General features: G+C 73.0%; 23 protein-coding genes and 1 riboswitch. Of the genes, 14 read left to right on the forward strand and 9 right to left on the reverse strand.

All coding sequences use genetic code 11. The features are described from left to right. Positions 1-78 precede the first annotated feature (78 nt). Entirely contained in the window at positions 79-1098 is a 1020-nt protein-coding gene (locus tag ACO0E1_RS13740; protein WP_422874715.1) for a hypothetical protein, read from the reverse strand. Between the two features lie 155 nt (positions 1099-1253). On the opposite strand from ACO0E1_RS13740, the gene ACO0E1_RS13745 reads away from it, so the two are divergent. Next, positions 1254-2222 carry an aldo/keto reductase gene (locus ACO0E1_RS13745; protein WP_422874716.1) on the forward strand — a complete coding sequence of 323 codons (969 nt, stop codon included), beginning with the start codon at positions 1254-1256 and terminating at the stop codon, positions 2220-2222. 53 nt (positions 2223-2275) lie between these two features. Here ACO0E1_RS13745 and ACO0E1_RS13750 read toward each other — a convergent pair whose 3' ends face one another. Next, positions 2276-2923, reverse strand: coding sequence for an NADPH-dependent F420 reductase (locus ACO0E1_RS13750; RefSeq protein ID WP_422874717.1), 648 nt, complete (start codon positions 2921-2923; stop codon positions 2276-2278). A 51-nt stretch (positions 2924-2974) separates the two neighbouring features. On the opposite strand from ACO0E1_RS13750, the gene ACO0E1_RS13755 reads away from it, so the two are divergent. The 4 genes from ACO0E1_RS13755 to ACO0E1_RS13770 all read left to right on the forward strand — a co-directional run bounded on the left by ACO0E1_RS13755 (position 2975) and on the right by ACO0E1_RS13770 (position 4877). Next, the gene (locus ACO0E1_RS13755; protein WP_281264140.1) at positions 2975-3271 is read left to right on the forward strand and encodes a GNAT family N-acetyltransferase; all 297 of its coding nucleotides are present in this window, start codon (positions 2975-2977) and stop codon (positions 3269-3271) included. Positions 3272-3291: 20 nt separating this feature from the next. Continuing rightward, positions 3292-3753, forward strand: a complete 462-nt coding sequence (locus tag ACO0E1_RS13760) for a VOC family protein (RefSeq protein ID WP_422874718.1) — start codon at positions 3292-3294, stop codon at positions 3751-3753. A gap of 120 nt (positions 3754-3873) precedes the next feature. Beyond that, a complete protein-coding gene (locus ACO0E1_RS13765; protein ID WP_422874719.1) occupies positions 3874-4374 on the forward strand; it encodes a MarR family winged helix-turn-helix transcriptional regulator in 501 nt (166 codons plus the stop codon). Then, positions 4371-4877, forward strand: a complete 507-nt coding sequence (locus tag ACO0E1_RS13770) for a metallophosphoesterase family protein (protein ID WP_422874720.1) — start codon at positions 4371-4373, stop codon at positions 4875-4877. Before ACO0E1_RS13765 ends, ACO0E1_RS13770 begins: the two co-directional genes overlap by 4 nt. Here ACO0E1_RS13770 and thiD read toward each other — a convergent pair. The 3 genes from thiD to thiM form a co-directional block, all read right to left on the reverse strand. After that, entirely contained in the window at positions 4874-6328 is a 1455-nt protein-coding gene (gene thiD, locus ACO0E1_RS13775; RefSeq protein ID WP_422874721.1) for a bifunctional hydroxymethylpyrimidine kinase/phosphomethylpyrimidine kinase, read from the reverse strand. The two genes, ACO0E1_RS13770 and thiD, sit on opposite strands and share 4 nt — an antisense overlap. After that, complete coding sequence (gene thiE, locus ACO0E1_RS13780) at positions 6325-6978, reverse strand: thiamine phosphate synthase (RefSeq protein ID WP_422874722.1); 654 nt, start codon at positions 6976-6978, stop codon at positions 6325-6327. The genes thiD and thiE overlap by 4 nt, the downstream gene beginning before the upstream one ends. Then, positions 6975-7826, reverse strand: coding sequence for a hydroxyethylthiazole kinase (gene thiM, locus ACO0E1_RS13785; protein ID WP_422874723.1), 852 nt, complete (start codon positions 7824-7826; stop codon positions 6975-6977). The genes thiE and thiM overlap by 4 nt, the downstream gene beginning before the upstream one ends. Then, positions 7816-7911, reverse strand: a riboswitch (TPP riboswitch). Its footprint overlaps the gene before it by 11 nt. 58 nt (positions 7912-7969) lie before the next feature. Between thiM and ACO0E1_RS13790 the strand changes: the two genes are divergently transcribed. Further along, positions 7970-8863 carry an NUDIX domain-containing protein gene (locus ACO0E1_RS13790; RefSeq protein ID WP_422874724.1) on the forward strand — a complete coding sequence of 298 codons (894 nt, stop codon included), beginning with the start codon at positions 7970-7972 and terminating at the stop codon, positions 8861-8863. Between the two features lie 20 nt (positions 8864-8883). On the opposite strand, the gene ACO0E1_RS13795 is transcribed toward ACO0E1_RS13790, so the two are convergent. Together ACO0E1_RS13795 and ACO0E1_RS13800 are read right to left on the reverse strand one after the other, a co-directional pair. Beyond that, the gene (locus ACO0E1_RS13795; protein ID WP_422874725.1) at positions 8884-10137 is read right to left on the reverse strand and encodes an MFS transporter; all 1254 of its coding nucleotides are present in this window, start codon (positions 10135-10137) and stop codon (positions 8884-8886) included. Next, positions 10134-10775: a GntR family transcriptional regulator gene (locus ACO0E1_RS13800; RefSeq protein WP_422874726.1), complete on the reverse strand. Its 642-nt coding sequence runs from the start codon at positions 10773-10775 to the stop codon at positions 10134-10136. Before ACO0E1_RS13800 ends, ACO0E1_RS13795 begins: the two co-directional genes overlap by 4 nt. A 203-nt stretch (positions 10776-10978) precedes the next feature. Here ACO0E1_RS13800 and ACO0E1_RS13805 point away from each other — a divergent pair, with 203 nt between their 5' ends. From ACO0E1_RS13805 to ACO0E1_RS13815, 3 genes are all read left to right on the forward strand, one after another. Continuing rightward, the gene (locus ACO0E1_RS13805; protein WP_422874727.1) at positions 10979-11725 is read left to right on the forward strand and encodes a phosphotransferase; all 747 of its coding nucleotides are present in this window, start codon (positions 10979-10981) and stop codon (positions 11723-11725) included. Continuing rightward, complete coding sequence (locus ACO0E1_RS13810) at positions 11722-12804, forward strand: winged helix DNA-binding domain-containing protein (protein ID WP_422874728.1); 1083 nt, start codon at positions 11722-11724, stop codon at positions 12802-12804. Before ACO0E1_RS13805 ends, ACO0E1_RS13810 begins: the two co-directional genes overlap by 4 nt. Before the next feature lie 68 nt (positions 12805-12872). After that, entirely contained in the window at positions 12873-13814 is a 942-nt protein-coding gene (locus ACO0E1_RS13815; protein ID WP_422874729.1) for a DnaJ domain-containing protein, read from the forward strand. A gap of 21 nt (positions 13815-13835) precedes the next feature. Here the strand turns inward: ACO0E1_RS13815 and ACO0E1_RS13820 are convergent, their stop codons facing one another. Next, positions 13836-14198 carry an RNA-binding S4 domain-containing protein gene (locus ACO0E1_RS13820; RefSeq protein ID WP_422874730.1) on the reverse strand — a complete coding sequence of 121 codons (363 nt, stop codon included), beginning with the start codon at positions 14196-14198 and terminating at the stop codon, positions 13836-13838. Positions 14199-14252: 54 nt separating this feature from the next. Between ACO0E1_RS13820 and ACO0E1_RS13825 the strand changes: the two genes are divergently transcribed. Both ACO0E1_RS13825 and ACO0E1_RS13830 read left to right on the forward strand, forming a co-directional pair. After that, positions 14253-14501 (forward strand): putative acetyltransferase, encoded by a 249-nt coding sequence (locus tag ACO0E1_RS13825; RefSeq protein ID WP_422874731.1) that lies wholly within the window; start codon positions 14253-14255, stop codon positions 14499-14501. Between the two features lie 63 nt (positions 14502-14564). After that, on the forward strand, positions 14565-15761 hold the full coding sequence (locus ACO0E1_RS13830; protein WP_422874732.1) for a hypothetical protein: 1197 nt from the start codon (positions 14565-14567) through the stop codon (positions 15759-15761). On the opposite strand, the gene ACO0E1_RS13835 is transcribed toward ACO0E1_RS13830, so the two are convergent. Next, positions 15758-17257, reverse strand: coding sequence for a S1C family serine protease (locus ACO0E1_RS13835; protein WP_422874733.1), 1500 nt, complete (start codon positions 17255-17257; stop codon positions 15758-15760). The two genes, ACO0E1_RS13830 and ACO0E1_RS13835, sit on opposite strands and share 4 nt — an antisense overlap. A 219-nt stretch (positions 17258-17476) precedes the next feature. On the opposite strand from ACO0E1_RS13835, the gene ACO0E1_RS13840 reads away from it, so the two are divergent. The 3 genes from ACO0E1_RS13840 to ACO0E1_RS13850 all read left to right on the forward strand — a co-directional run bounded on the left by ACO0E1_RS13840 (position 17477) and on the right by ACO0E1_RS13850 (position 22181). Beyond that, entirely contained in the window at positions 17477-18472 is a 996-nt protein-coding gene (locus tag ACO0E1_RS13840; protein WP_422874734.1) for a FecCD family ABC transporter permease, read from the forward strand. After that, entirely contained in the window at positions 18469-19485 is a 1017-nt protein-coding gene (locus ACO0E1_RS13845; RefSeq protein ID WP_422874735.1) for a FecCD family ABC transporter permease, read from the forward strand. The genes ACO0E1_RS13840 and ACO0E1_RS13845 overlap by 4 nt, the downstream gene beginning before the upstream one ends. Before the next feature lie 260 nt (positions 19486-19745). After that, positions 19746-22181, forward strand: a complete 2436-nt coding sequence (locus tag ACO0E1_RS13850; RefSeq protein WP_422874736.1) for a glycosyltransferase family 2 protein — start codon at positions 19746-19748, stop codon at positions 22179-22181. Position 22182 lies beyond the last annotated feature (1 nt).

The raw sequence follows: 22182 nt of genomic DNA on the forward strand, positions 1-22182 counted from the left end.
CAATCACCACCGACCCCACACCGGACTCGGCGGCCAAACCCCATCAGATCGCGTTCACAACCTCACGGGGAACTACAGCTAGGGGGCGAGGGTGGGGACCAGGCCCGAGCCGGTGATGTCCGGCAAGGTGACGCCGGCCGTCGGCAGGACGGCGGTCGCGACGGCCCAGAGCAGCACGAGCGTGCCGACGCCGCCGAGGACGGCCCCGAGGAGCGCGACCGGCCGCTGCCACGTCGCCGCCGGGTTCCGCAGGGTGGCGATCGAGAGCACGACGCCGAGCACACCGATCGCGACACCCGCTGCGTGCACGGACGCGGGAGCGAGGAACCACCACGCCGCGAGTCCGAGCGCCGCGATCCCGGCGACGGCGCCGAGGACAGCACCCGGCGTCGCGCCGAGCGGGCGGCGTGCGGTCCGCTTCGTGGTCGCCTCCACGTCGGACGGGAGGCTCGGCTCGGCCTGGGCGTCGACGGTCGCCTCCGGCTCGTCACGGGTCACGGCGTGGGTCGCCTCGGGAGCGTCCGTGACGATCGGGGCCGGCGCGGCGGCGGTCACGGCGGTCGGGACCGGAACGGCGGGTGCCGGTGCTTCGGCGATCGAGAGCGCCTGGGCGACCTGCTGGTGGGCGAAGCGTGCGGGGGTCCGGTACCCGACGGGACCGACGGGCGCCGGTTCGGTCCCTGCGACGACGACGTGCTCGAGCCCGGGGACCGAGAACCGCGGCTGCCCTGCCTGCGGGACGACGGGGCCGGCGGGCGCGGTGGGACGGGGGGCGGGCGCGCCGACGAGCACCGGCGCGTCGACCGGGGAGACGGGCGCGGGTGACGAGGGGTCGCCGACGAGCTGGTTGAACGGCACGGTGTGCACGGTCGGCGACGTCGGGGCCGGCGGGAGGTGCTCCTCCACGGGCGGGTAGTCGGGCGCGACGGCGTCCGGGTCGAGCACCGCGACGGCGTCGGGAGCGCTGGACGGAGCCGGCGCCGAGACGGCGGCGACCTGCGGCGGGGTGGGCTCGACCGTCTCGGGGACGGGCGCCGAGGTGGCGGACGCGGGTCGGGCCTCCTGATCGGCTGCGCCGTCGACGAACGGGGTCGTCACCCAGGCCGGGACGGGACGGCGGGGTCGTTCGGAATCGGGTAAGCGATGCGACGCCACTGTTCGGCTCCCTCCGTAGGCTGATCCATCGTCAGTTCTAACGGGAACCGGTGCCAGTGTCGCAGCCCCAGTTCCGGGGACGCCGGTACGGTCGGTGCATGGCAGCGATCGAACACCGTCCACTCGGCCCCTCTGGGCTGATCGTCTCCACCGTCGGCCTCGGCTGCAACAACTTCGGCAGGCCGGGCACGGTCACCGAGACGCAGGACGGCACCGACGCCGTCGTGCACGCCGCACTCGACGCCGGTGTGACGCTCCTCGACACCGCGGACATCTACGGCGGGACTCCCGGACAGTCCGAGTCGATGCTCGGCAAGGCGATCGCCGGACGTCGGGACGAGGTGGTCCTGGCGACGAAGTTCGGCATGGACATGCGTGGCGCGAACGGCCCGGACTGGGGCGTCCGCGGCTCCCGTCGGTACGTGCGGCTCGCCGTCGAGTCGTCGTTGCGGCGCCTCGGCACGGACTGGATCGACCTGTACCAGATGCACCGGCCGGACTCGGTGACGCCGATCGAGGAGACGCTGTCCGTCCTCGACGACCTGGTCCGCGAGGGCAAGATCCGCTACGTCGGGCACTCGAACTTCGCCGGGTGGCAGATCGCCGAGGCCGAGCTGACCGCGTCGATCGCCGGCACCACGGCGTTCGTGTCCGCGCAGAACGAGTACAGCCCCCTCGCTCGTGGTGCCGAGGCCGAGGTCCTGCCGGCGGTCCGTGCCTACGCGCTCGGGTTCCTGCCGTTCTTCCCGCTGTACAACGGGCTGCTCAGCGGCAAGTACACCCGCTCCGGCGGCCCCACCGACGGTCGGCTGTCGAAGCTGAAGCCGGAACTCCTCGAGAGCGCGCCGTGGGACGTGCTCGAGGAGTTCCAGGGCTTCTGCGACGAGCGCGGCGTCACGATGCTGCAGGCGACGTTCGCGTGGCTCCTTGCGCAGCCGGGGCTGACGAGCGTGATCGCGGGTGCGACGAAGCCCGAGCAGATCACCCAGAACGTGGACGCCGGCACCGCGTGGACGCCGAGTGAGGACGACATCGCCGAGATGACGGTGATCTTCGACGCGGCCTGATCGCGGGCGCTGTCGCGGCCGCGGGCTCCGCCGAGCCCGCGGCCGCGCAGGGCTCACATGTCGCGGTAGCGCTTCGCGTCGGCCACGGCCTGCTCGAGCTCGACGGCCGCGTACGGCTTGACGTACCCGGGGGTGTCGCGCTGGATGCGCCATCCCTCGGCGAGGCCGCCGATGTCCACCGCGTCGAAGCCGAACTCGTCGAGCAGGTCCGACACGACGCGCTTGGCGTCGGCGTCGTCACCCGCGACGATGAGGGCACGACGACCGGCGGTGCCCGTCGGCGTCCCGGCCGTGGTCAGGTCGCCGGCCGCGATGTGGTTGAAGGCCTTCACGACGCGGGCACCCGGCAGGTGGTCCTGCAGCAGTTCGGCCGTGGTCGTGCGCTCGTCGTCGAGCGCTTCGATGTGTCCGTCGCGCTGCGGGTAGTAGTTGTTCGTGTCGATCACGACCTTGCCGACGAGGGGGTCCACGGGGATCGTCTCGATCGCCGCGAGGGGCGTCGTCACCACGACGAGGTCTCCTGCTGCCGCCGCCTCGTCCCGTGTGACCGCCCGTGCCCGGTCGCCGAGTTCGGACACGAGGTCCGTCAGCGTCTCCGGGCCGCGCGAGTTCGCGATCGCCACGTCGTAGCCGTGCTGCACCGCCAGCCGTGCCAGTTGTCCGCCGATGTTGCCTGCTCCGATGATCCCGATGGTCGTCATGCCCCCAGACAACGCCGTGCCCCTCGGTGCATTCCGAGGCATGATGGCGGCATGGCACACGAGTTCCGCGACGAGGCAGACCGATCGAGGTACGCGATGTACGTCGACGGCGCGCTGGTGAGCGTGCTCGACTACCGCGAGAACGACGACGCCGTCGCGTTCCCGCACACGTACACGGTCCCGGCGCACCGCGGGCACGGCTACGCCGCCGAGCTCGTCGAGTACGCCGTTGCCGACGTCGAGTCCAGGAACGACAAGCGCATCGTCCCGATGTGCTGGTTCGTCGGCAAGTGGTTCGACGACCACCCGGACAAGGCACCGCTCCTCAGCCGCAGCGTGGCGGACTGAGCCCGACGACAGGACCCACCGTGCGACAGATCGTCCCCTTCATCTGGTTCGACGGGCAGGCCGAGCAGGCCGCCACGTTCTACACCTCGGTCATCCCGGACTCGTCCGTCGACCACGTCGAGAAGCTCCCGGACGGCACGACCCTCGTGGTCGAGTTCCGCCTGCACGGCCAGCCCTACCGTGCGATGAACGCCGGTCCGGGGCATCCCCACACCGACGCGATCTCGTTCCAGGTCGACGTGGAGGACCAGGCCGAGCTCGACCGCATCTGGGACGCGTTCGTCGACGCCGGCGGTAGCCCGGTCGCGTGCGGCTGGATCACGGACGCGTGGGGCGTGTCCTGGCAGGTGACCCCGGCGGACATGGGCGAGATCATGAGCGCGGGCGGCGACCAGGAGGGCGCTGCACGGGCGTACGAGGCGATGCGGCAGATGGTGAAGCTCGACATCGCGGCCCTGCACGCGGCGGCACGCGGCGACTAGCCGCGGCTGCGGGTTCGCGCAGACCGGCGCCGGATCGCGCACTGCTCGGCGGTTCACCCGGGCCCGGAGTTGTACCCCACCGGTATCGTGACGGGCACAGAACGACAGGTTGGAGTCAGGATGGACCACCCGAGGTCCGACGTCCGGGACGCTGACATCGGACGCGCCTACACCGAGCTCTCCCGGATCACCCGGCGGGCGAGCATCAGGGCCCGAGGGGACGACGCCGTGCTGAGCGTCGTCGACCAGTCGCTCGTCGACTTCGTCGTGCTCCACCCCGGCTGCATGGCCATCGACATCGCGCGGTACCTCCGGTTGAACCGGTCGACGATCTCCCGGCAGCTCGCCGGGCTGCTCGCCGCCGGACTGATCCGGACGACCGACGGCGGCACGGGGAACGCGAAGCCGCTCGAGGCGACCGACGAGGGACGCGCGGCACTGGCGCGCTCCGTGAAGCTGCACCGCGATGCCCTCGACGAGCGGATCGCGAGCTGGTCCGACGACGACATCGCCCTGCTCGCCGGGCTGCTCGAGCGGCTGGGTGCCTCGGACGAGGCCGGTCTGCCGATGCCGGCCCGGGCGACGGACCCGGACGTGGACCCCGACCTGCCGCGGGCATGACGACCTCGATCGTCCTGCTCTCGGACACGCACCTGCCGAAGCGGGCGAAGGACCTGCCGGCCGGGCTGTGGGACGACATCGACGCCGCCGACCTCGTGGTGCACGCGGGGGACTGGGTGGACCTGGCGACGCTCGACGCCGTCGAGGCCCGTGCCGCGCAGTTCGTCGGGGTTCGCGGGAACAACGACGGCCCCGAGTTCGACGACCGACTGCCGCTCGTCGCGCACGTCGACGTCGAGGGGCTCCGGTTCGCCGTCGTCCACGAGACCGGCGCGGCGACCGGCCGCGAGCGTCGTGCGGCCGAGGCGTACCCGGACGTCGACGTCCTCGTGTTCGGGCACTCGCACATCCCGTGGGACACCATGGCGCCGGGGGGTCTCCGGCTGCTGAACCCCGGCTCGCCGACGGACCGTCGACGCCAGCCGGATCACACCTGGATGCGCTGCACCGCCTCGGGCGGGTCGCTCGACGTCGAGCTCGTCCGGCTGGCGCCGAAGTCCTAGAGCAGGCCGGGCTCGCCGAGCTCGTCGGGCATCAGGAAGAACGCCAGCTCCCACCGGGTCGACTCGCGGAACGCTCGGGCCATGGCGCCCCTGACCGACGGCGGGGCCGCGCGCGCGAGTTCCTCGACGAGATCCGTCGCACGGGCGCTCGCCGCCGCGAAGCCCGGGTCGCCGTATGCCGCGATCCAGTCCGCGAACGGGTGTCCGACCGGTGCGGTGCCGAGCTGTGCGCCGACCCACGCGTACACGCGGAAGCAGGGCAGGACGGCGGCGGCGAGCACGGCCACGTCGGGATGTGTCGCGGCCGCCGCCAGGTGCGCGAGGTAGCCGGCGCACGTCGGGTGCACGGGGTCGTCGGCGTGCGTGCCGGCGAGTCGGCGGTGGTGCAGGGTCGCCGCCTCCTCGCCGCAGCCGGCAGCGGCGGCCTCCCAGAACGCAGCGTCGTCGCCGGTCGTGCGGTGCCCGATCGCCGCGAGGTGCTGCTCGTACGCGCGGAGGTAGTGCACGTCCTGCGCGAGGTAGCCCGCGAACACGTCGGGCTCCAGCGTGCCGTCGGCCATCCGCCGGATGAACGGTGCCGCGATCGTCGCGTCGAGCACCTCGCGGACGTCGTCCCACCAGGCATCGGTGAAGCGGGGTGTCGGCAGCGCGGCACGGACGAGCGCACCGTGGTCGATCGGCCCGTTGCCGCTCCCGACCTCGAGTGCGTCCGCGCCGGCGAGCGCCGCCGTCAGCCAGTCCTTCGCCGCACCGACGGCGACCTCCCAGTCGCCGTGGCGAGCGACGAGCGTCGCGATCGCGCTCGACAGGGAGCACCCGGTGCCGTGGGTGTTGGTCGTGTCCACCCGCGCCGCGGAGAACACCCGGACGGTGCCGTCCGGCGCGACGAGGACGTCGTCCGACCGGTCGCCGCCGGCGTGCCCGCCCTTCGCCAGCACGAGCACGTCCCACGTGGCGGCCACACCCCGTGCCGCCGCGATCGGGTCCGTGTCGTCGACGCCCGCCAGTCCGGCGAGCACCGACAGTTCGGAGCGGTTCGGCGTCACGAGGTCGGCCTGGGCGAACAACCCGGTCATCGCCCGTTCCGCGTCCGCATCGAGCAGCCGGTCGCCGCTCGTCGCGACCATCACGGGGTCGAGGACCACGACCGGCGGCCGGTTCGCCCGGAGCCAGTCGGTGACCTCGCCCATGACCGCGGTCGTGCCGAGCATGCCGATCTTCACCGCGTCCACGACGACGTCGTCCGACACGGCGTCGAGCTGGTCGCGGAGGACACGGACGTCGGGCACGTGCACGGACCGGACCCCGCGGGTGTTCTGCGCGACGACGGCGGTCACGACCGCCATGCCGTAGCCGTCGTGCGCGGCGATCGCCTTGAGGTCGGCCTGCAGTCCGGCACCACCGGTCGGGTCGGTCCCGGCGATGCTCAGCACCCGGGGCGGCCGGCTCACCGCGAGCCGCCCCACGCCGCCACGTACGCCGAGGCCGCCGCGCCGGGGTCCGGTGCCGCACAGATCCCGGAGACGACCGCGACACCCGCGGCACCCGCAGCGCGCAGGGGCGCCACGTCGTCGAGGTCGACGCCGCCGATCGCCACGCACGGCACGTCCGTCGCGGCGGCGAGGCGCGCGAACCCGTCGTGGCCGAGCGCCGGCGGGTGGTCCGCCTTCGTCGCGGTCGGGTGCACGACACCGACGCCCAGCAGGTCCACCGTCTCGTGGGGGAGCCGTGCCACCACGTCGAGGTGCGCCGGGGTGTTCGCGGTCAGCCCGACGTGCGCGTCCGGCCCGAGCAGTGCCCGCGCTGCCGTCACGGGGACGTCCGACTGTCCGAGGTGCACACCGGCGACCCGGTGCCCGGCGTGCCGAGCCGCGAGGGCGACGTCGAGCCGGTCGTCGACGACCACGGCGGCACGGTCACCCACCGCGTCGGCGACGGCGGCCGTCAGCGCGAGGAAGTCCCTGGCGCTCGCGTGCTTGTCCCGCACCTGCACGATCCCGACCCCGGCGTGCACGGCAGCCCGGACGACGCCGAGCACCCCGTGTCCGTGCCGGTCGCAGAGCGCGCCGTCGGTGACCAGGTAGACACCGATGTCGGTCATGCGGCGACCTCCTCGGTGATGCGTGCCGTGGCGACGACGTCGGCGGGTGTCAGCGATGCCAGCCGATCGAGGAACAGCGGCTGGAACGTCCCGGGACCACCGGCGTCCCGCGCGGCGAGCTCCGCGGCGATGGTGTGCACCGCGGTACCGGCGACGGCCGCGGCGAGCGGGTCGTCCGGGGCGATGGACGTGAACGCCGCGATCACCGCGCCGAGTGCACACCCGCCGCCGGTGATCCGGGTGAGGAGCTCCGTCCCGTTCGCGATCCGGACCACCGTGCCGGACCCGCCGGGGGCACCGGTGCCGGCCACCAGGTCGACGGGACCCGACACGGCCACGGTGCCCACGAGCCTCCCGGCAGCGTCGACGGCGGACGCACGCGCGTCGTCGGTGCCGGCCGTGCTGTCGACCCCGCGCCCACCGGCGGAGTCGCCGAGCAGGGCGAGGACCTCGGACGCGTTGCCGCGGAGCACCGTCGGACCGAGGCCCAGCAGCTCGCGGGCCAGGGCGGTGCGCACCGGGAGCGACCCGACCGCCACCGGGTCGAGGACCCACGGGGTGCCGTGCTCGGCCGCGGCGCGGGCGGCCTCGACGGACGCGTCCCGGGGCTCGGCGTGCGGCGTGCCGGTGTTGACGAGCAGTGCGTCGGCGACCCGGGCGAACGGGCCCGCCTCCGTCGGCACGTCGACCATCGCGGCCGAGGCACCGAGTGCGAGCAGCACGTTCGCGGTGACGTTCTGCACCACCGAGTTCGTGATGCACTGCACGAGCGGCGCCCTGGACCTGACGGCCTCGAGCAGTTCGGCGGAACGGTCGGCCCAGGCAGGAGCGGGCGCAGGAGTGTTCATCGGACGATCCCTTCGCGAGTACGAACTCGAGCAGGTTCGACGGGTGTGATCTCAGCCGCCGGATGCGGCACCCCGTGTCTTCGGACGAAACGGTACACGACCTCCGCGGTCACATGACGGGTGCCGTGTGACAGGCTTGGGGCGTGCCAGACGCGCTGCCCCCAGGTCCGCCGCCAGGTCCCCGCGACCCCGGCGACGCCTGGGCGTACGGACCCGACGGCACCAAGGCGTGGGGTGTGTTCGGCGCCGCCGGCCTGCTCGTCGACGACGGCCACGGCCGCGTCCTGCTCCAGCACCGCGTCGAGTGGAGCCACCACGGCGGCACGTGGGGGATCCCCGGCGGCGCCCGGCACGAGCACGAGGACGCGGTCACCGGAGCGCTCCGCGAGTCCGCCGAGGAAGCCGGTGTGCCGCAGGGCGGAGTCGACCTGCGCCACACCTCGGTGCTCGACCTCGGGTTCTGGACGTACACGACCGTGGTGGGGCGGGCCTCTCGTCCGTTCGAGCCGGTCATCGCGGACCGGGAGAGCCTCGCGCTGTCCTGGGTTCCCGTCGACGAGGTCGACGACCTACCGCTGCACCCGGGCTTCGGCGCGTCGTGGCCGGCGCTCCGGGCCGCGATCGAGCTCACCCCGCACGTCGTGGTCGATGCCGCGAACGTCGTCGGCAGCGTGCCGGACGGCTGGTGGAAGAACCGGGCCGGGGCTGCCGCTCGCTTGATCGACGGGGTGACGGCGCTCGCCGCGGTGGGTGTCCCCGCGCCGCTGCTCGACCTCGGGTTCACGCGGTGGTGGCCGCGGTGGACCGTCGTGCTCGAGGGGGACGCCCGTGGGGCCGCTCCTGCGCTGTCCGACGGGGTTGGGGTGGTCCATGCCGACGGTTCCGGGGACGACGCGATCGTCGCCGCTGCCTCGGCTGCGGTCGCCGCCGGGCACGCGCCAGTGGTCGTCGTGACGGCCGACCGGGAGCTCCGCGCCCGCGTCGAGGCGATCGGCGCGTCGACCCGCGGCCCGTCCTGGCTCCGCGACCAGCTGTAGCCGCGGCGCGGCCGCCGCGACTACGCCGGGATGTGGCGGCGGGACGAGACCAGCACCGCGATCCACGACACGACGCCGAGCGCCACGATCACCCAGAGCACGAGCGGCAGCGCCACGACGTTCGCCACCGCGGCGATGACCGCCGGCGCGAGGAACCCCGCGTACGCGGCCGCGTAGAACACCCCGGTCAGCCCGGCGAGGTCCCGAGCGCCCGCGATCCGCTGCACCTCGAGCAAGGACGACACGAGCGCGATGCCGATCCCGACGCCGATCACCACGTTCGCCGCGATGCCGATCCACACCGACTGCAGCTCGATCGCGACGGTGACGATCGCGATCCCGATGGTCATCAGGAGCACCGCGGTCGCGATGCCCCGCGCCGACGTCATCGAGTGCACGTGCTTCGCGAGCGGCTGGACCGCGCTCGACACCCCGAGGGCCACGACCGTCGCCGCCGTGGCGAAGACGAGTCCCCAGGTGCCGGTCGCCCCCTCGAGCCGGGTCGGCAGGTACCCGTACCCGATCGCGGCGGACCCGAAGATCCACGGCGCCCCGACGAGCACCACCCGGGTGAACCGACGGTGCCCGGCGCTCGGGACGCGGAGCTGCCGCCACCACGGGCCGGCGAGCCCACCGGAACGCTGGGTCTCCGGCATCCGCCAGACGATCACGGCGAAGGGCAGCGCGACGGCGATGTGGACGAGGAAGGGCAGGACCTCGGGGATCGGGCCCCACTGCGCGATGAGCCCGGCGACGAGTGCACCGGACGCGGATCCGAGGGTGAACGCGAGCGACGCGCGACGGGCTCCGGATCCGCCGTCCGCCGTCGGGTCGAAGCGGCCCTGCGAGAGCTCCTTCACCCAGCTGTTGCCGACGGCCATCGCGATGCCGACGGTGACCCCCGCGAACAGGCGCCCCGCCATCAGGAAGCCGGGGCCGAACGGGCCGAGCGCGAGCAGGCCGCTGCCGACGACGGCGGAGCCCATGCCCGCGAGCATGAGCGGGCGTCGGCCGTGCCGGTCGGACAGGGACCCGGCGACGAGGAGCGCCGGCGCGAGTCCGAGCACGTACACGCCGAGGAACACGTTCACGAGCACGGACGAGTAGTGCGCGCGCTGTTCGTACATCAGCAGCAGCGGACTGAACTGGTTGCCGCCCCACGAGCACACGAACACGGCACCCCAGGCGGCGACCCACGGCATCACCCGGGCGCTGGACCCGGCCCTGGGGACCGCCAGCGAACCGGTCGTCGGGATCGACCCGGTGGCGCTCACAGTGCGCCCCGGTGCGACGCGACGTGCGCGCTGAGCACCTCGGCGTAGCGTGCGGCGTCGCCGTCGTCGAGCGCTCGGGCGAGTGCACGGTGGTCGTCGAGCGATGCCTGCAGCTGGGACGGTTGCACCCGCATCAGCTGGTGTCGGAGCCGTTGCTGCCGATCCCGCAGCGTCCGGGCGAACAGGACGGCGATCGCGTTCCGCGACGCGCCGATCACGGCACCGTGGAACTCCGCGTCCACCTCGATGAACCGGTCGACGTCGCCGTCGCGGACGGCCGCCTCCTGCTCGGCGAGCATGGCCTGGAGGCTCGGGGCCAGGTCCGCCACGCGGCCGTCGGTGACGACGCGGGTCGCGGCGGTCGACTCGATCGCCTCGCGCATCTCGAGCACGTCCGCCGCCTCGTTCGGGGACATCGGTCGGACGACGGCGCCCTTGCGGGACTCCAGCGCGATGAGCTCCTCGGCCGCGAGGCGGAGGAACGCCTCGTGCACCGGCGTCCGGGAGACGCCGAGGTCCTGGCAGATGGCGTTCTCGCTGATGGCGGTCCCGCCGGCGAGGTCTCCGCGGATGATCGCCCGCTTGACGTGGTCGTAGGCGCGCTCGGATGCCGCCTGGGTCGTCGCCGTGCTGTTCACGGGCACGATCCTACGCCTTGCATGCAACGCTGCATGCTTCCGAGCGCCTGGCCGTTCACCGCACTCGCGCATGCATGCGGATGGATCGCGACATCGCAGCGCCCGGGCGGATACGCTTGCCTCCACGCCGGTGCCCGTCAACGGAGGCTATCGCGCCGGCCATGGCACGTCAACGACGACGACCACGACAGGAGCGGGCACTCATGGAGCGCATCACCAAGGCCGACGACCGGGTCCACCGTCCCGCGGGGCCGTGGACTCCCACCGTCCACCGGCTGCTCGCGCACCTCCACGAACAGGGCTTCGTGGCCGCGCCGGAGCCGATCGAGCTCGACAACACGCTCGAGACCGTGTCGTTCGTCCCGGGGGTCGCGGGGGAGTACCCGTGGACGGAGGACGTCGCAAGCGAAGCCGCACTCGTCACGAGCGCACGGATGCTCCGGCACTACCACGACGCCGCGGCGACGTTCCCGCTCGACCAGGACGCCGACGTGTGGTCGCAGCGCCCGTCCACCCCGGTCGAGACCGTCGTGCACGGTGACTTCGCCCCGTACAACTGCGTCTACGACGGCATCGCCGCGGTCGGCATCATCGACTTCGACACGGCCCACCCCGGCCCGCGGGTCTGGGACGTCGCGAGCGCGGTGTACCGGTTCGCGCCGTTCACCACCGGAGCCGTCGAGGGTGCGACCGCCCCGACGCTCGACGCCCGACTCTCGCGGGCCGCGGAGTTCTGCCGCGCCTACGGGCTCGACGAGGCGTCCCGGTCGGTGCTCGCGCCGACGATGCTCGCCTCGATCACCGCACTCCTCACGCTGCTCGAGACCGAGGCGGCAGCCGGGAACCCGAAGTTCGTCAGCGACCTCGAGCACGGACACGCCGACCTGTACCGCGCCGACGCGGCGTACATCGAGCAGCACGCCGACGACATCACCCGAGCAGTGGCGTGACCCAGGCGCCGACACCGGCGGCCCTCCGCACGATGCGTCTCGCCGCGCAGCGCATCGGGGTCCGGGGCGGAACGGCGCTCGACGTCGTCACCCACATGACGGCACTGCAGGGGCAGGACCTCGGCCAGTCGCTGTGGGCGATCGGGGCCAGGGCCGTCGGCGTGACCCGGGCGGACGTGCACGCCGCCTTCGACCGGGGCGAGTTCGTCCGGTCGTGGCCGATGCGCGGGACCCTCCACGTGCTGCGTGCCGACGATCTCCGGATGCTCCTCTCCCTGACCGGGGCCAGGACCATCCGCCAGACCGCCAGGCGTGCCGCCGAGCTCGGACTCGACGAGGACACCGTGGACCGTGCCCGGGCGCTCACCATCGCGGCGCTCGAGGGCGGTCGTTCCCTGGACCGCGACGGCGTGCTCGCCCGCTACCGGGACGCCGGCATCGACCCGGCCGGTGGGCGCGGCTACCACCTGCTGTTCCGGTTGGCGCAGGAGGGGCTCGTCGCGTGGGGCCCGATGAGCCGCGTCGGGCAGGACCTCGTGCTCCTCGACGAGTGGGCACCCGCGGCGTCGCCCGTCCCGGACCGCGACGACGCCCTGCGCCGCACGATCCTCGGCTTCCTCCGCGGCAGGGGACCGGCGACCGAGGTCGACGCCGCGAGCTGGACGAAGCTGCCCCTCGGGGACGTCCGACGCGGCGTCGCGGCAGCGGGCGACACGATCGAGGACCTCGGCGGAGGACTCCTCGCGCTCGCGGACCGGCCGGCATCCGGCGGCACCGCGACCGGGCAGCTCCTGCCCGGCTTCGACGAGTACCTGCTCGGGTACGCGGACCGCACCGGGCACCTCGACGCCGTGCACGCCGACCGCATCGTGCCCGGCGGAAACGGCATCTTCCTGCCGATGGTCGTGCACCGCGGGCAGGTCGTCGGCACCTGGAAGCGCACCGAACGCACGCGCGACGTCCGCGTCACCGTGACACCGTTCACGCCGCTCACCCCGGCAGCGAGCCGCGCCGTCGAGACGGCAGCGACGGCGTACGCCCGGTTCGTCGGCCTCCCGCTCGCCCTCGACCTGGGCTGATCGTTCCAGCGACTGCCCAGCATCCGTGCGGCTGCTCCCGACGCTCCCTCGGGTAATGTTCCAAGGCCATGACCGACAGCCCGGCCGACGCCACCCCCTACGAAGTCCTCGGCGTCGCCGCGACCGCCGACGACGAGGAACTCCGCCGCGCCTACCGCCGAGCGGCCCGTGAGACCCACCCCGACCTCGGTGGGGACGCCATCCGCTTCCGCCGGGTGCAGGTCGCATGGGAGCGCATCGGCACACCGGCGGCGCGACGCGCCTACGACACGGGGTCGCGCCCCACGTCCGCCCCGTCGGCTCCGTCCGGCAGTTCGTCGTGGAGGCCCGGTTCCGGTCGCGACGAGTACGCGCCGCCCACGGCGCGCCGCGACTCCCGCCCCCGCGCCCGCTCCCACGGACACCCCGGCGGTCGATCGCGTGAGGTTTTCCTCGCTGCCGAGCGCGAATGGGTCGGCCTCGGTGACCCCATCGAGGACCCCTACGCCCCGTCGCTCATCCGATCGGCTCCTCGGCACATCCGACGCCTCCTCGGTGAGGCGCTCGCCGAGGAGGCAACCGCCTCGATCGTCGCGGACATGGGCATCGGCGTGACGGTCTGGCACGACCTCGATGCGGGCGCAGAGGGAAAGCTCGACCACGTCGTGCTCATGCCGAGCGGGTTGTGGGCGCTCGAGTCCATCGACTGGGGCGGGCCGGTGCGGGTCGACCACGGCGAGATCGTCGGCGAGACGCTCGAGCCGGGGGAGCGCCCCGTGAAGGAGCTCGTCCGCGCGGCCCGCGCCGTGCAGAAGCAGACCCGCGTGCGGTTCACCGGCCGACTGCTCGTCGTGCCGGACTCCGCCGTCGACCACGACGTACAACTCGTCGGTTCCCCGAAGAAGCCGACCGCTTACGTGGTCCGGCGCAGTGCGCTCGGGCAGGTCCTCAACGGCGTGTGGTCACCGGAGGGCGCCGTCGACGTGTTCGAGATCCGGGACCGCCTGCAGCAGACCGTCCGGTTCGTCTGAAGCGCTGGACCGTCCGGGCGTTCAGCGCCCGCGGAGCTTCTCGAGGTCCCGGCGCTCGCGCTTGCTCGGACGTCCGGCGCCGCGGTCGCGCATCGGGACGAAGCCGGCCTCTTCCTTCGGCAGGCGCGGTGGGGTCTTGTCCTCGAGGTGCTTCGCCGCCTCGGTGGCTCCGACGCGCTTCAGGATGATGCTCTTCACGACGACGATGCGGTCGAACCCGGCCTGACGGACACGGACCTCGTCCCCGGGGCCGACCGGCTGCGACGGCTTCGCCCGCTCGCCGTTGACCCGCACGTGCCCGGCCTTGCACGCGGTCGTCGCAGCGGACCGGGTCTTGGTGATCCGGACCGCCCAGATCCAGCTGTCCACCCGGGCCTTGTCCATCCCCCCACCCTAGGCGTCCGGTGCCCGGCCCCGGCAGCCCGTAGGGTCGGGGGCGTGGGCGCGGACGAACAGGGGCGGATCGCACGGGCCCTCGCGCTCGGGGTGCTCGCCGACGTCGAGCTGGGGACACGCGTCGTCGTCCGGGCGCACCACGGCGACGGCGCGACCGACGCACTCGGGGACCTCGTCGCACGCACGCCGGACTCGGTCACGATCGACACCCGCCGCGGCCGGGTCGAGGTCGCCCTCGCCGACGTCGTCGCCGCGAAGCGCGTCCCGCCGCCGCCGCGTCGTCCTCGCTGACGAACCGCGCGGTCGCGGCGAGCCGTCGCCGGGCAGGCACCCGTGCCGTCGTAGCCTCTGGCCATGGCAGTCCCCGTCCCACTCGGCACCGAGGACCGCACCGCCCGTGTGACGCTCCGCCGCCCAGACTCCTGGCGACGCGAGGACGCGTCCCACGCCGACCTCAGACTGCGCGGCGACGACGTCGTCCTCACCGTCCGGTCCCGCCCGAGCGACCGCGGCATCGGGGACGAGAACGCCTCCCTCATCGAACGACTCCCGGGGTCCGTCGACGGCCTGCTCCTCGTCGGCTGCGACGTCTGGGGGACGGTCGGCGCACCCGCACGCCTGGTCGAGTACGTCCGCCCCGGCGAGGACGGCGACGACGACCACGAACCGACCGCGATCGTCGGCGCCCACCTGCTGTTCGTCACCGGACGCCACCGCGTCGACGTGACCGTCGAACGTCCGCTCGCGCGGCTCGACGAGACCGACGACGTCGTGTTCGCCGTCCTCGACTCCGTCCGCGCCGTCGGCCCCGTCTCCGCGTCGTCGCCCCGCGACCTCGAGGCGCTGCCGGACGCGCAGCCCACACCGGAGCTCGACGGACCGCACCTCGCCTCCGACGCCCTCACCACGTTGCAGAGCATGGCCGGGAAGCGCTGGAGCCCCACGCTCCTGCGCACCCCCGGTGGACGCGGGCTCGTCGACGCGGGCCTGGTCGGACGCTTCGGGACGGTCCCGCCGACGACCCAGGCCCTCATCGAACCGTGGGCCGGCGACGTGCAGCCGACCATGCTGGAACAGCACCTGCCCGATGGGCGCGTGTCGCGCCTCCAGGCCTGGTCCGGCACCGTCGTGGACGGGACGGACGACGCGGAATCGGTGATCACCCGGCTCGCGCCGGAGCGCGTGGTCGCGATCGCGGCCGGGAGGCTCGGTGTCGGTCCGACTTGGACCTTCCCGTTCCGCACGGGGTCGCTCCGGGCCGACCTGCTCGGCAGGCGGCTGGCGGGTGGCGACGACGCTCCCGACCTGCCGGCGGCGATCGCCGAGGCCGACCCGAGGCTCGCCCGGTTCTGGGCGGCGCCGTGGACGGTGTCGTACCTGCGTCGGCCGGGGAAGCCCCGACCCATCACGATCGTGCACGCGGAGGGCCAGGGCTTCGCCCGCGTCGGACGCACGGAGGCCGGCGCCTCCGCGTTCAGGGCGGAGTCGCCGGCCAACGTGTACCGGTCCTTGGTGCGAGCCTTCCTGCCAGCTCGTACTGACGGGGCCTAGGCGGCGGGGCCCGCGGTGAGCGTCACCGTGACTGTGCTCGCCGTGCCGGCGCTGTTCGTGTAGCCGACGGCGACCTTGTCCCCGACGGACTTCGACTGGATGACCTGCGTCAGCTGGTCCGAGCTCGTGATCGCGGTGCCGTCGATCGACCTGATCGTGTCACCCGCCGCGAGGCCCGCTGCCGCTGCGCCGGACCCCTCGACGGTCCCGGCGACCGCGACCCCGCCCGTGGTGGTGGACGTCCCGCTCACCTGGACGCCCAGGAACGCGGGCAGCCCGATCGTGATCGTCCCGGATGCGTCGCCGGCGAGGATCTTGTCCGCGATCGCCTTCGCCGTGGTGATCGGGATCGCGTAGCCCGTGACGTCCGCCGAGCCCGAGGACGCTGCGGTCGCCATGCCGACGACCTCGCCCTCGCTGTCGAGCACCGGGCCGCCGGAGTCACCGGAGACGATGTCCGCGGCGATCTCGATGAGGCCGGTGAGGGACTCGGTGCCGGTGCCGGACTCGCTCTGCACCTGGATGTCCTGGTCGGTCGCGGTGACGGTGCCCTCCGCGGCGACGAGGTTGCCCGTGCCCTCGGCGTTGCCGACGTCGGTCACGGCGTCACCGGTGCTCGGTTCGCCGTCGTCGTCGAGCGTGACGGTCGAGAGGCCGGACGCGTTCTCCAGCTTGAGGACCGCCACGTCGTTCGTGGCGTCGGCACCGACCACGTCGGCCTTGTACTCCTTGCCCGTGGTCTCGTCGGTGACCGTGATGCTCGTCGCACCCTGGATGACGTGGTTGTTCGTGAGGATCGTGCCGTCCGAGGTCAGGACCATCCCGGTGCCGGCGGCCTGCGACGACTGGTCGTAGTTCAGGATCGTGTTGATCGTGACGACGCCCTTCTTCTGGGCGGCCGTGGCCGCCGTCGCAGCGGACTCGGTGCTCGTGCCGGACGAGCCGCTCCCGCTCCCGCTGCCGTCACCGGGCACCGTGAAGCCGTTCGTGCCGCTCCCGCTGCCGGTGTCCGGCGTGGTCGTCGTGCCCTGGGACTGGCTCGACGTGGTCTCGGTGCCGACCGACGAGAGCCCGAGCGCCGTTCCGCCGGCGGCCCCGACGATCGCCAGGGCGGCGATGCCGGAGCCGATCACCAGCCCGAGCTTGCGCTTCTTCGTGCCGGGGCGGGTGCCGAACGCACCGCTCCACCCCTCCTGCGACGGATACTGCTGTGACGGGTACTGCTGCCCGTGCTGCGCCGCGTGGGCCCAGCCCTGGTGGACGCCGGCGAGGGCGGGGCTGCCGATGAGGTACGGGCCGCGCCCGTCGTGCGTGTAGGCGTAGGGACCGGAGCCGTCCGGGGCGTAGAGGTACGGACCGGAGCCGTCGAACGCGTAGGCGGGGCGGAGCGTGGACGCGTCTGCGTGCGGGGCCTCCCACGTGGAGCGGGAAGCGGCGTCCTGTGCGTCGATCGGGGTCGTGCCCGGTTCGGCGTCGGGGTTCGGGGTCTCGTTCATCGGTGCTCTCCGGTCGCTCTCGACGACCCGGTCGGGCGTCGATGGATACGAGTACAAGCCCGTTTCCCATGACGAAGCTATGAGCGAGCCCTGCGCGCGCTCACGACTCGCTCGGGGATCGCCGAAGAGGAGCGCGGGGGTCGTCGCCACCCGCGAGACGTTAGGGTTGCCTTACTCCTCATGCGTTCCCCGTCACCAGCGCCGCCGGCGCCCCGTTCCGTGCCCCGACTCGTCGGCGCGACGGTCCTCGCCGTCGTGGTGCTCGCCGTGGCGGTCGCCATGAGCGTCGCGTTCGGGTCGCGGCCGATCCCGCTCGGGACGGTGCTCGACACCGTGCTGCACCCGGGCCGGAACGACGAGATCGGGCTCATCGTGCTCGGCAACCGCGTCCCGCGCACGCTCGTCGGGTTGCTCGCGGGTGCCGCCCTCGGGGTCGCCGGCGCCGTGATGCAGGGGGTCACCCGCAACCCGCTCGCCGACCCGAGCATCCTCGGCATCAACTCCGGCGCGGCCCTGGCCGTCGTGACGGGCATCGCGGTCTTCGGCATCAGCGGGACGGCCGCGTACCTGCCGTTCGCCTTCGCCGGTGCCGCGCTCGCCGCACTGCTCGTCTACGGCATCGCCGCGGTCGCCAGGCGGGGGCTGACGCCGGTCGGCCTCGCGCTGTCCGGGGCCGTGGTCGCCGCGGCGCTCGCCTCGATCTCGACGGCGGTCCTCGTGACGAGCCAGAGCCTCCTCGACCAGTTGCGGTTCTGGCAGGTCGGCGCGCTGGCGGGCAAGGACCTCGGGACCGCCGGGGTCGTCACGATCCCGGTGCTCGTCGGACTGTGCATCGCGTTCGCCCTCGGCCGTTCGCTCAACACGCTCGCGCTCGGCGACGAGCTCGCGGCGTCGCTCGGTCAGCGCGTCGTGCTCGTCCGGGCCGTCGGCGGCCTCGTCACCGTGCTGCTCGCCGGCTCCGCGGTCGCCGCTGCCGGGCCCATCGCGTTCGTCGGACTCGCCGTGCCGCACGCCGTCCGGCGGCTGAGCGGCCCCGACCACCGGTGGACGATCCTGCTGTCCGCCATCGTCGCGCCGGCGCTGCTGCTCGTCGCCGACGTCATCGGCCGCGTCGTCGCGTACCCGGGGGAGCTGCAGGTCGGCATCGTCACGGCGCTGATCGGCGCGCCGGTGTTCATCGCGCTGGTCCGGTCGAAGGCGGTGACGGGTCTGTGAGCACCGTCGACCGGACCCGGACCCGGCCCCGACTCGGGGCAGCGCGACGTGAGCTCGTCGTGCTCGGCTCCGTCCTCGTCGTGCTGGTCGGGCTCGTCCTGGTCGGGCTCGGCGTCGGCGAGATCCCGCTGTCGCCCGCTCAGGTCGTCCAGGCGCTGTTCGGCCACGGGGACACGGTCTCGGACTTCGTCATCGGGCAGCTCCGCGGACCGAGGACCCTCGCGGCGCTCCTCGTCGGGGCCAGCCTCGGCGTCGCGGGTGGCATCGTGCAGAGCGTCGTCCGGAACCCCATCGCCAGCCCCGACGTGATCGGCATCACCTCCGGCGCGAGCGCGTCCGGGCTGACCGCGATCGTGCTGTTCGGGGTCTCCGGCATCGGACTGTTCTGGACGGTGCTGGTCGGCGCCCTCGTCGTGTCGCTGGTGATCACCGCGCTCGCGTGGCGGAGAGGCATCACGGGCAACCGCGTCGTCCTCGTCGGCATCGGGGTCGCGGCGATGTCCCTGAGCGTCACCGGGTGGATGCTCACGAGCGGCTCCGTGCAACAGGCAGGGACGGCGCTCCTCTGGCTCTCCGGCAGTCTCAACGCGGTCGACCGGAGTGTCGTCGGCGTCCTCGTGGTGGCCTTCGTCGTGCTGATGGTCCTGGCGCTCCTGCAGTCCCCGCGACTGACCGTCCTGACGCTCGGCGACGACGTGGCCGCCTCGCTCGGCCTGCGACCGAACCGTGCGAAGCTCCTGCTCCTCCTGACCGCCGTGTGCCTCACCGCGGCGGCCGTCGCGACCGCGGGGCCGGTGTCGTTCGTCGCGCTGATGGCCGCGCCGATCTCCAGGCGGCTCGTCGGCGGCGGTCGCGTGGCGCTCGGTGTCTCGGCCGCGGTCGGCGCCGTGATCGTGCTCGCGAGCGACCTCATCGCCCAGTTCGCGATCCCGGGCAACGCCCTGCCGGTCGGCGTCGTCACCGGCGTCGTCGGCGCGCCGTACCTGCTCTGGCTGCTCGCCCGCGGTCGCTGACGACCGCCAGCGGCGACCGCTTGCCGCGACCTCCGTGGCGGAGCCGAGCCGAGCCTCCCGTCCGGCCTGCCGCGACACGCGTTGCACACTGCGATTACGGGGTCCCGCGCGGGATTGCGGAAACCCGCAAAGCAGGCTCCGAACCCCCCGTCCGGGTGTCTGCACGCCGATTCGTGTCCCCCTAACGTCGGACACGACTCCGGACTCCCGACAGCGTTCCACCCCGAACGAACGCTGGTCCGGTCGAACGAAGGACACCCATGCCCGAACAGCATGACGACGCGCCCGTGCGCCGTCGGCAGTGGGGTTCCGAGCGACGTACCCGCCCGCTCGACACCCTCCACGAACGCCCCTCCGACCGGAAGCTCGTCTCCGGTCGCATCGCCATCATCCTCACGATCGCCTTCTGGATCGCGTACGTCGTGTACACCGTGATCCGCCAGTTCCTGGACTACGGCACCGAGAGCTTCCGGTTCACCACCGAAGCGCTCTCGTACCTGGTCGTCGTCACCTTCCTGACCTTCTCGGCGCTCATGCACCTCGTCGCCCGGCAGGGTGCGATGGAGCGCTTCGCCACCCACGTCCGCGTGCCCCGCGCCGAGCTGGACCGCCACTTCGGCACCGGGCACGAGTCGCCGCTGACGGTCCTCGTCCCGAGCTACGCCGAGGAGCCGGACGTCGTCGCGACGACGCTCTGGTCGGCCGCGCTGCAGGAGTACCCGTCGCTCCGCATCGTGCTGCTCGTCGACGACGCGCCGTTCCCGACCGACCCGGAGACCCGCGCGAAGCTCGAGCGGACCCGCGCGGTCGCGACGACCATCCAGACCCAGCTCGCGCCGGCCGCCGAGCGCTTCCAGGAGGCACTGCTCTCCGCCGAGGTCGAGGCGTCGCACACCCCGTTCGCCACCGTCGACTCCCTGCGCACGCTCGTCGAGCACCACCGCTGGGCCGACGCCTGGCTGCGCCGCCACGCCCGCGAGCACGACGTCGTCGACCACGTCGACCACTTCTTCCACGACCAGGTACTGGTCGCGCTGGCCGACGAGTTCCGGCTGACGTCGGAGGCCCTCGAGGCGGCGATCGTCGACGCCCTCGACGCCGCGGCGAGCACACCGTCCGTCGACGGGCGCACCACGCCGCTCGACGGGTCCACGCTGACCGAGATCACCTCGGCCCGGGTCGTGGAGCTCCAGCGCCGTCTCGCGTGGACGTTCACGGCCGAGCTGACCACGTTCGAGCGGAAGCGCTACGCGAACCTCTCCGACGAGGCGAACAAGGCGATGAACCTCAACGCCTACATCGGCCTGCTCGGTGGCGCGTACGCGTTCGACGAGACCGCGTCCGGCACGATCCTCCGCACGGTCGCCGACCCGGCGGACGCGGACCTCGTCGTCCCGGCGTCGGACTACGTCCTGACGCTCGACGCGGACTCGGTGCTGCTCCGTGACTACTGCCTGCGCCTGGTCTACTTCCTCGAGCAGCCGGAGAACGCCAGCGTCGCCGTGACCCAGACCCCGTACTCGTCGTTCCGCGGCGCCGCCACGCGCATCGAGCGGCTCGCCGGGGCCACGACCGACATCCAGCACATCCTCCACCAGGGCATGTCGCGCCACAACGCGACGTTCTGGGTCGGCGCGAACGCGGTCATCCGTACCCGGGCGCTCCGCGACATCGAGGAGGTCGAGACCGTCGGCGGCTTCGAGGTGAAGCGCTACGTGCAGGACCGCACCGTGATCGAGGACACCGAGTCGAGCGTCGACCTCGGCATGCACGGCTGGACTCTCGTGAACTACCCGGAGCGCCTGTCCTACAGCGCCACCCCGCCGGACTTCGGCTCCCTGATCGTGCAGCGGCAACGCTGGGCGAACGGCGGGCTGCTGATCCTGCCGAAGTACCTCAGGCAGGTCCGCGAGCGTCGGCAGCGGGGCGAGCGGGTCGGCATCGTCGAGATGTCCCTCCGCGTCAACTACATGGCGTCGATCGCGTGGGCGTCGTTCGGGCTGATCTTCCTGCTCGCCTACCCGTACGACTCGCGGCTCCTCAGCCCGATGGTGCTCCTCGCCGCGCTGCCGTACTTCTGGCTGCTGTCGAGCGACCTCAAGTACTGCGGGTACAAGCGGACCGACGTCTTCCGGATCTACGGCTTCAACCTGATCCTGATGCCCGTGAACGTCGCCGGCGTGCTGAAGAGCATCCAGCAGGCCCTCACCGCGAAGAAGATCCCGTTCGCCCGCACGCCGAAGGTCCGGGACCGCACCGCATCGCCGGCGCTCTACGTCCTGGCGCCGTACGCGATGGTCGTGTTCTCGGTGTTCACCTTCGTCCGCGACTACCACGCGGAGAACTGGGGCAACGCGGTGTTCGCCGCGTTCAACGCCCTGCTGGCGATGTACGCGATCGTCGCGTACATCGGGATCTGGAACTCGGTCGTCGACGTCTGGATCTGGGCGACGGCGTGGATGTACTACGACCCGAGTGCACGAGCAGCACGCCGCGCCCGTCGCCAGGCAGCACGTGCCACCGCACGGGCGGCCAAGCGCGGCACCCCCGACCTGCAGCCCGCGGCCGAGGACTGGCGCGCCGTCCTCTACTTCGGTGACCGCGGCAAGAGCATGCCGAGGCACCACCACGCGGACGTCGTCGGCGCGGTCCGCGCGACCACCGGCTCCACCACGAACGAGAAGACGGCGGCCTGAT

Origin of the sequence: Curtobacterium guangdongense (assembly GCF_049341845.1) — a bacterium.
In the GTDB taxonomy this organism is placed as follows: Bacteria; Actinomycetota; Actinomycetes; order Actinomycetales; family Microbacteriaceae; genus Curtobacterium; species Curtobacterium guangdongense.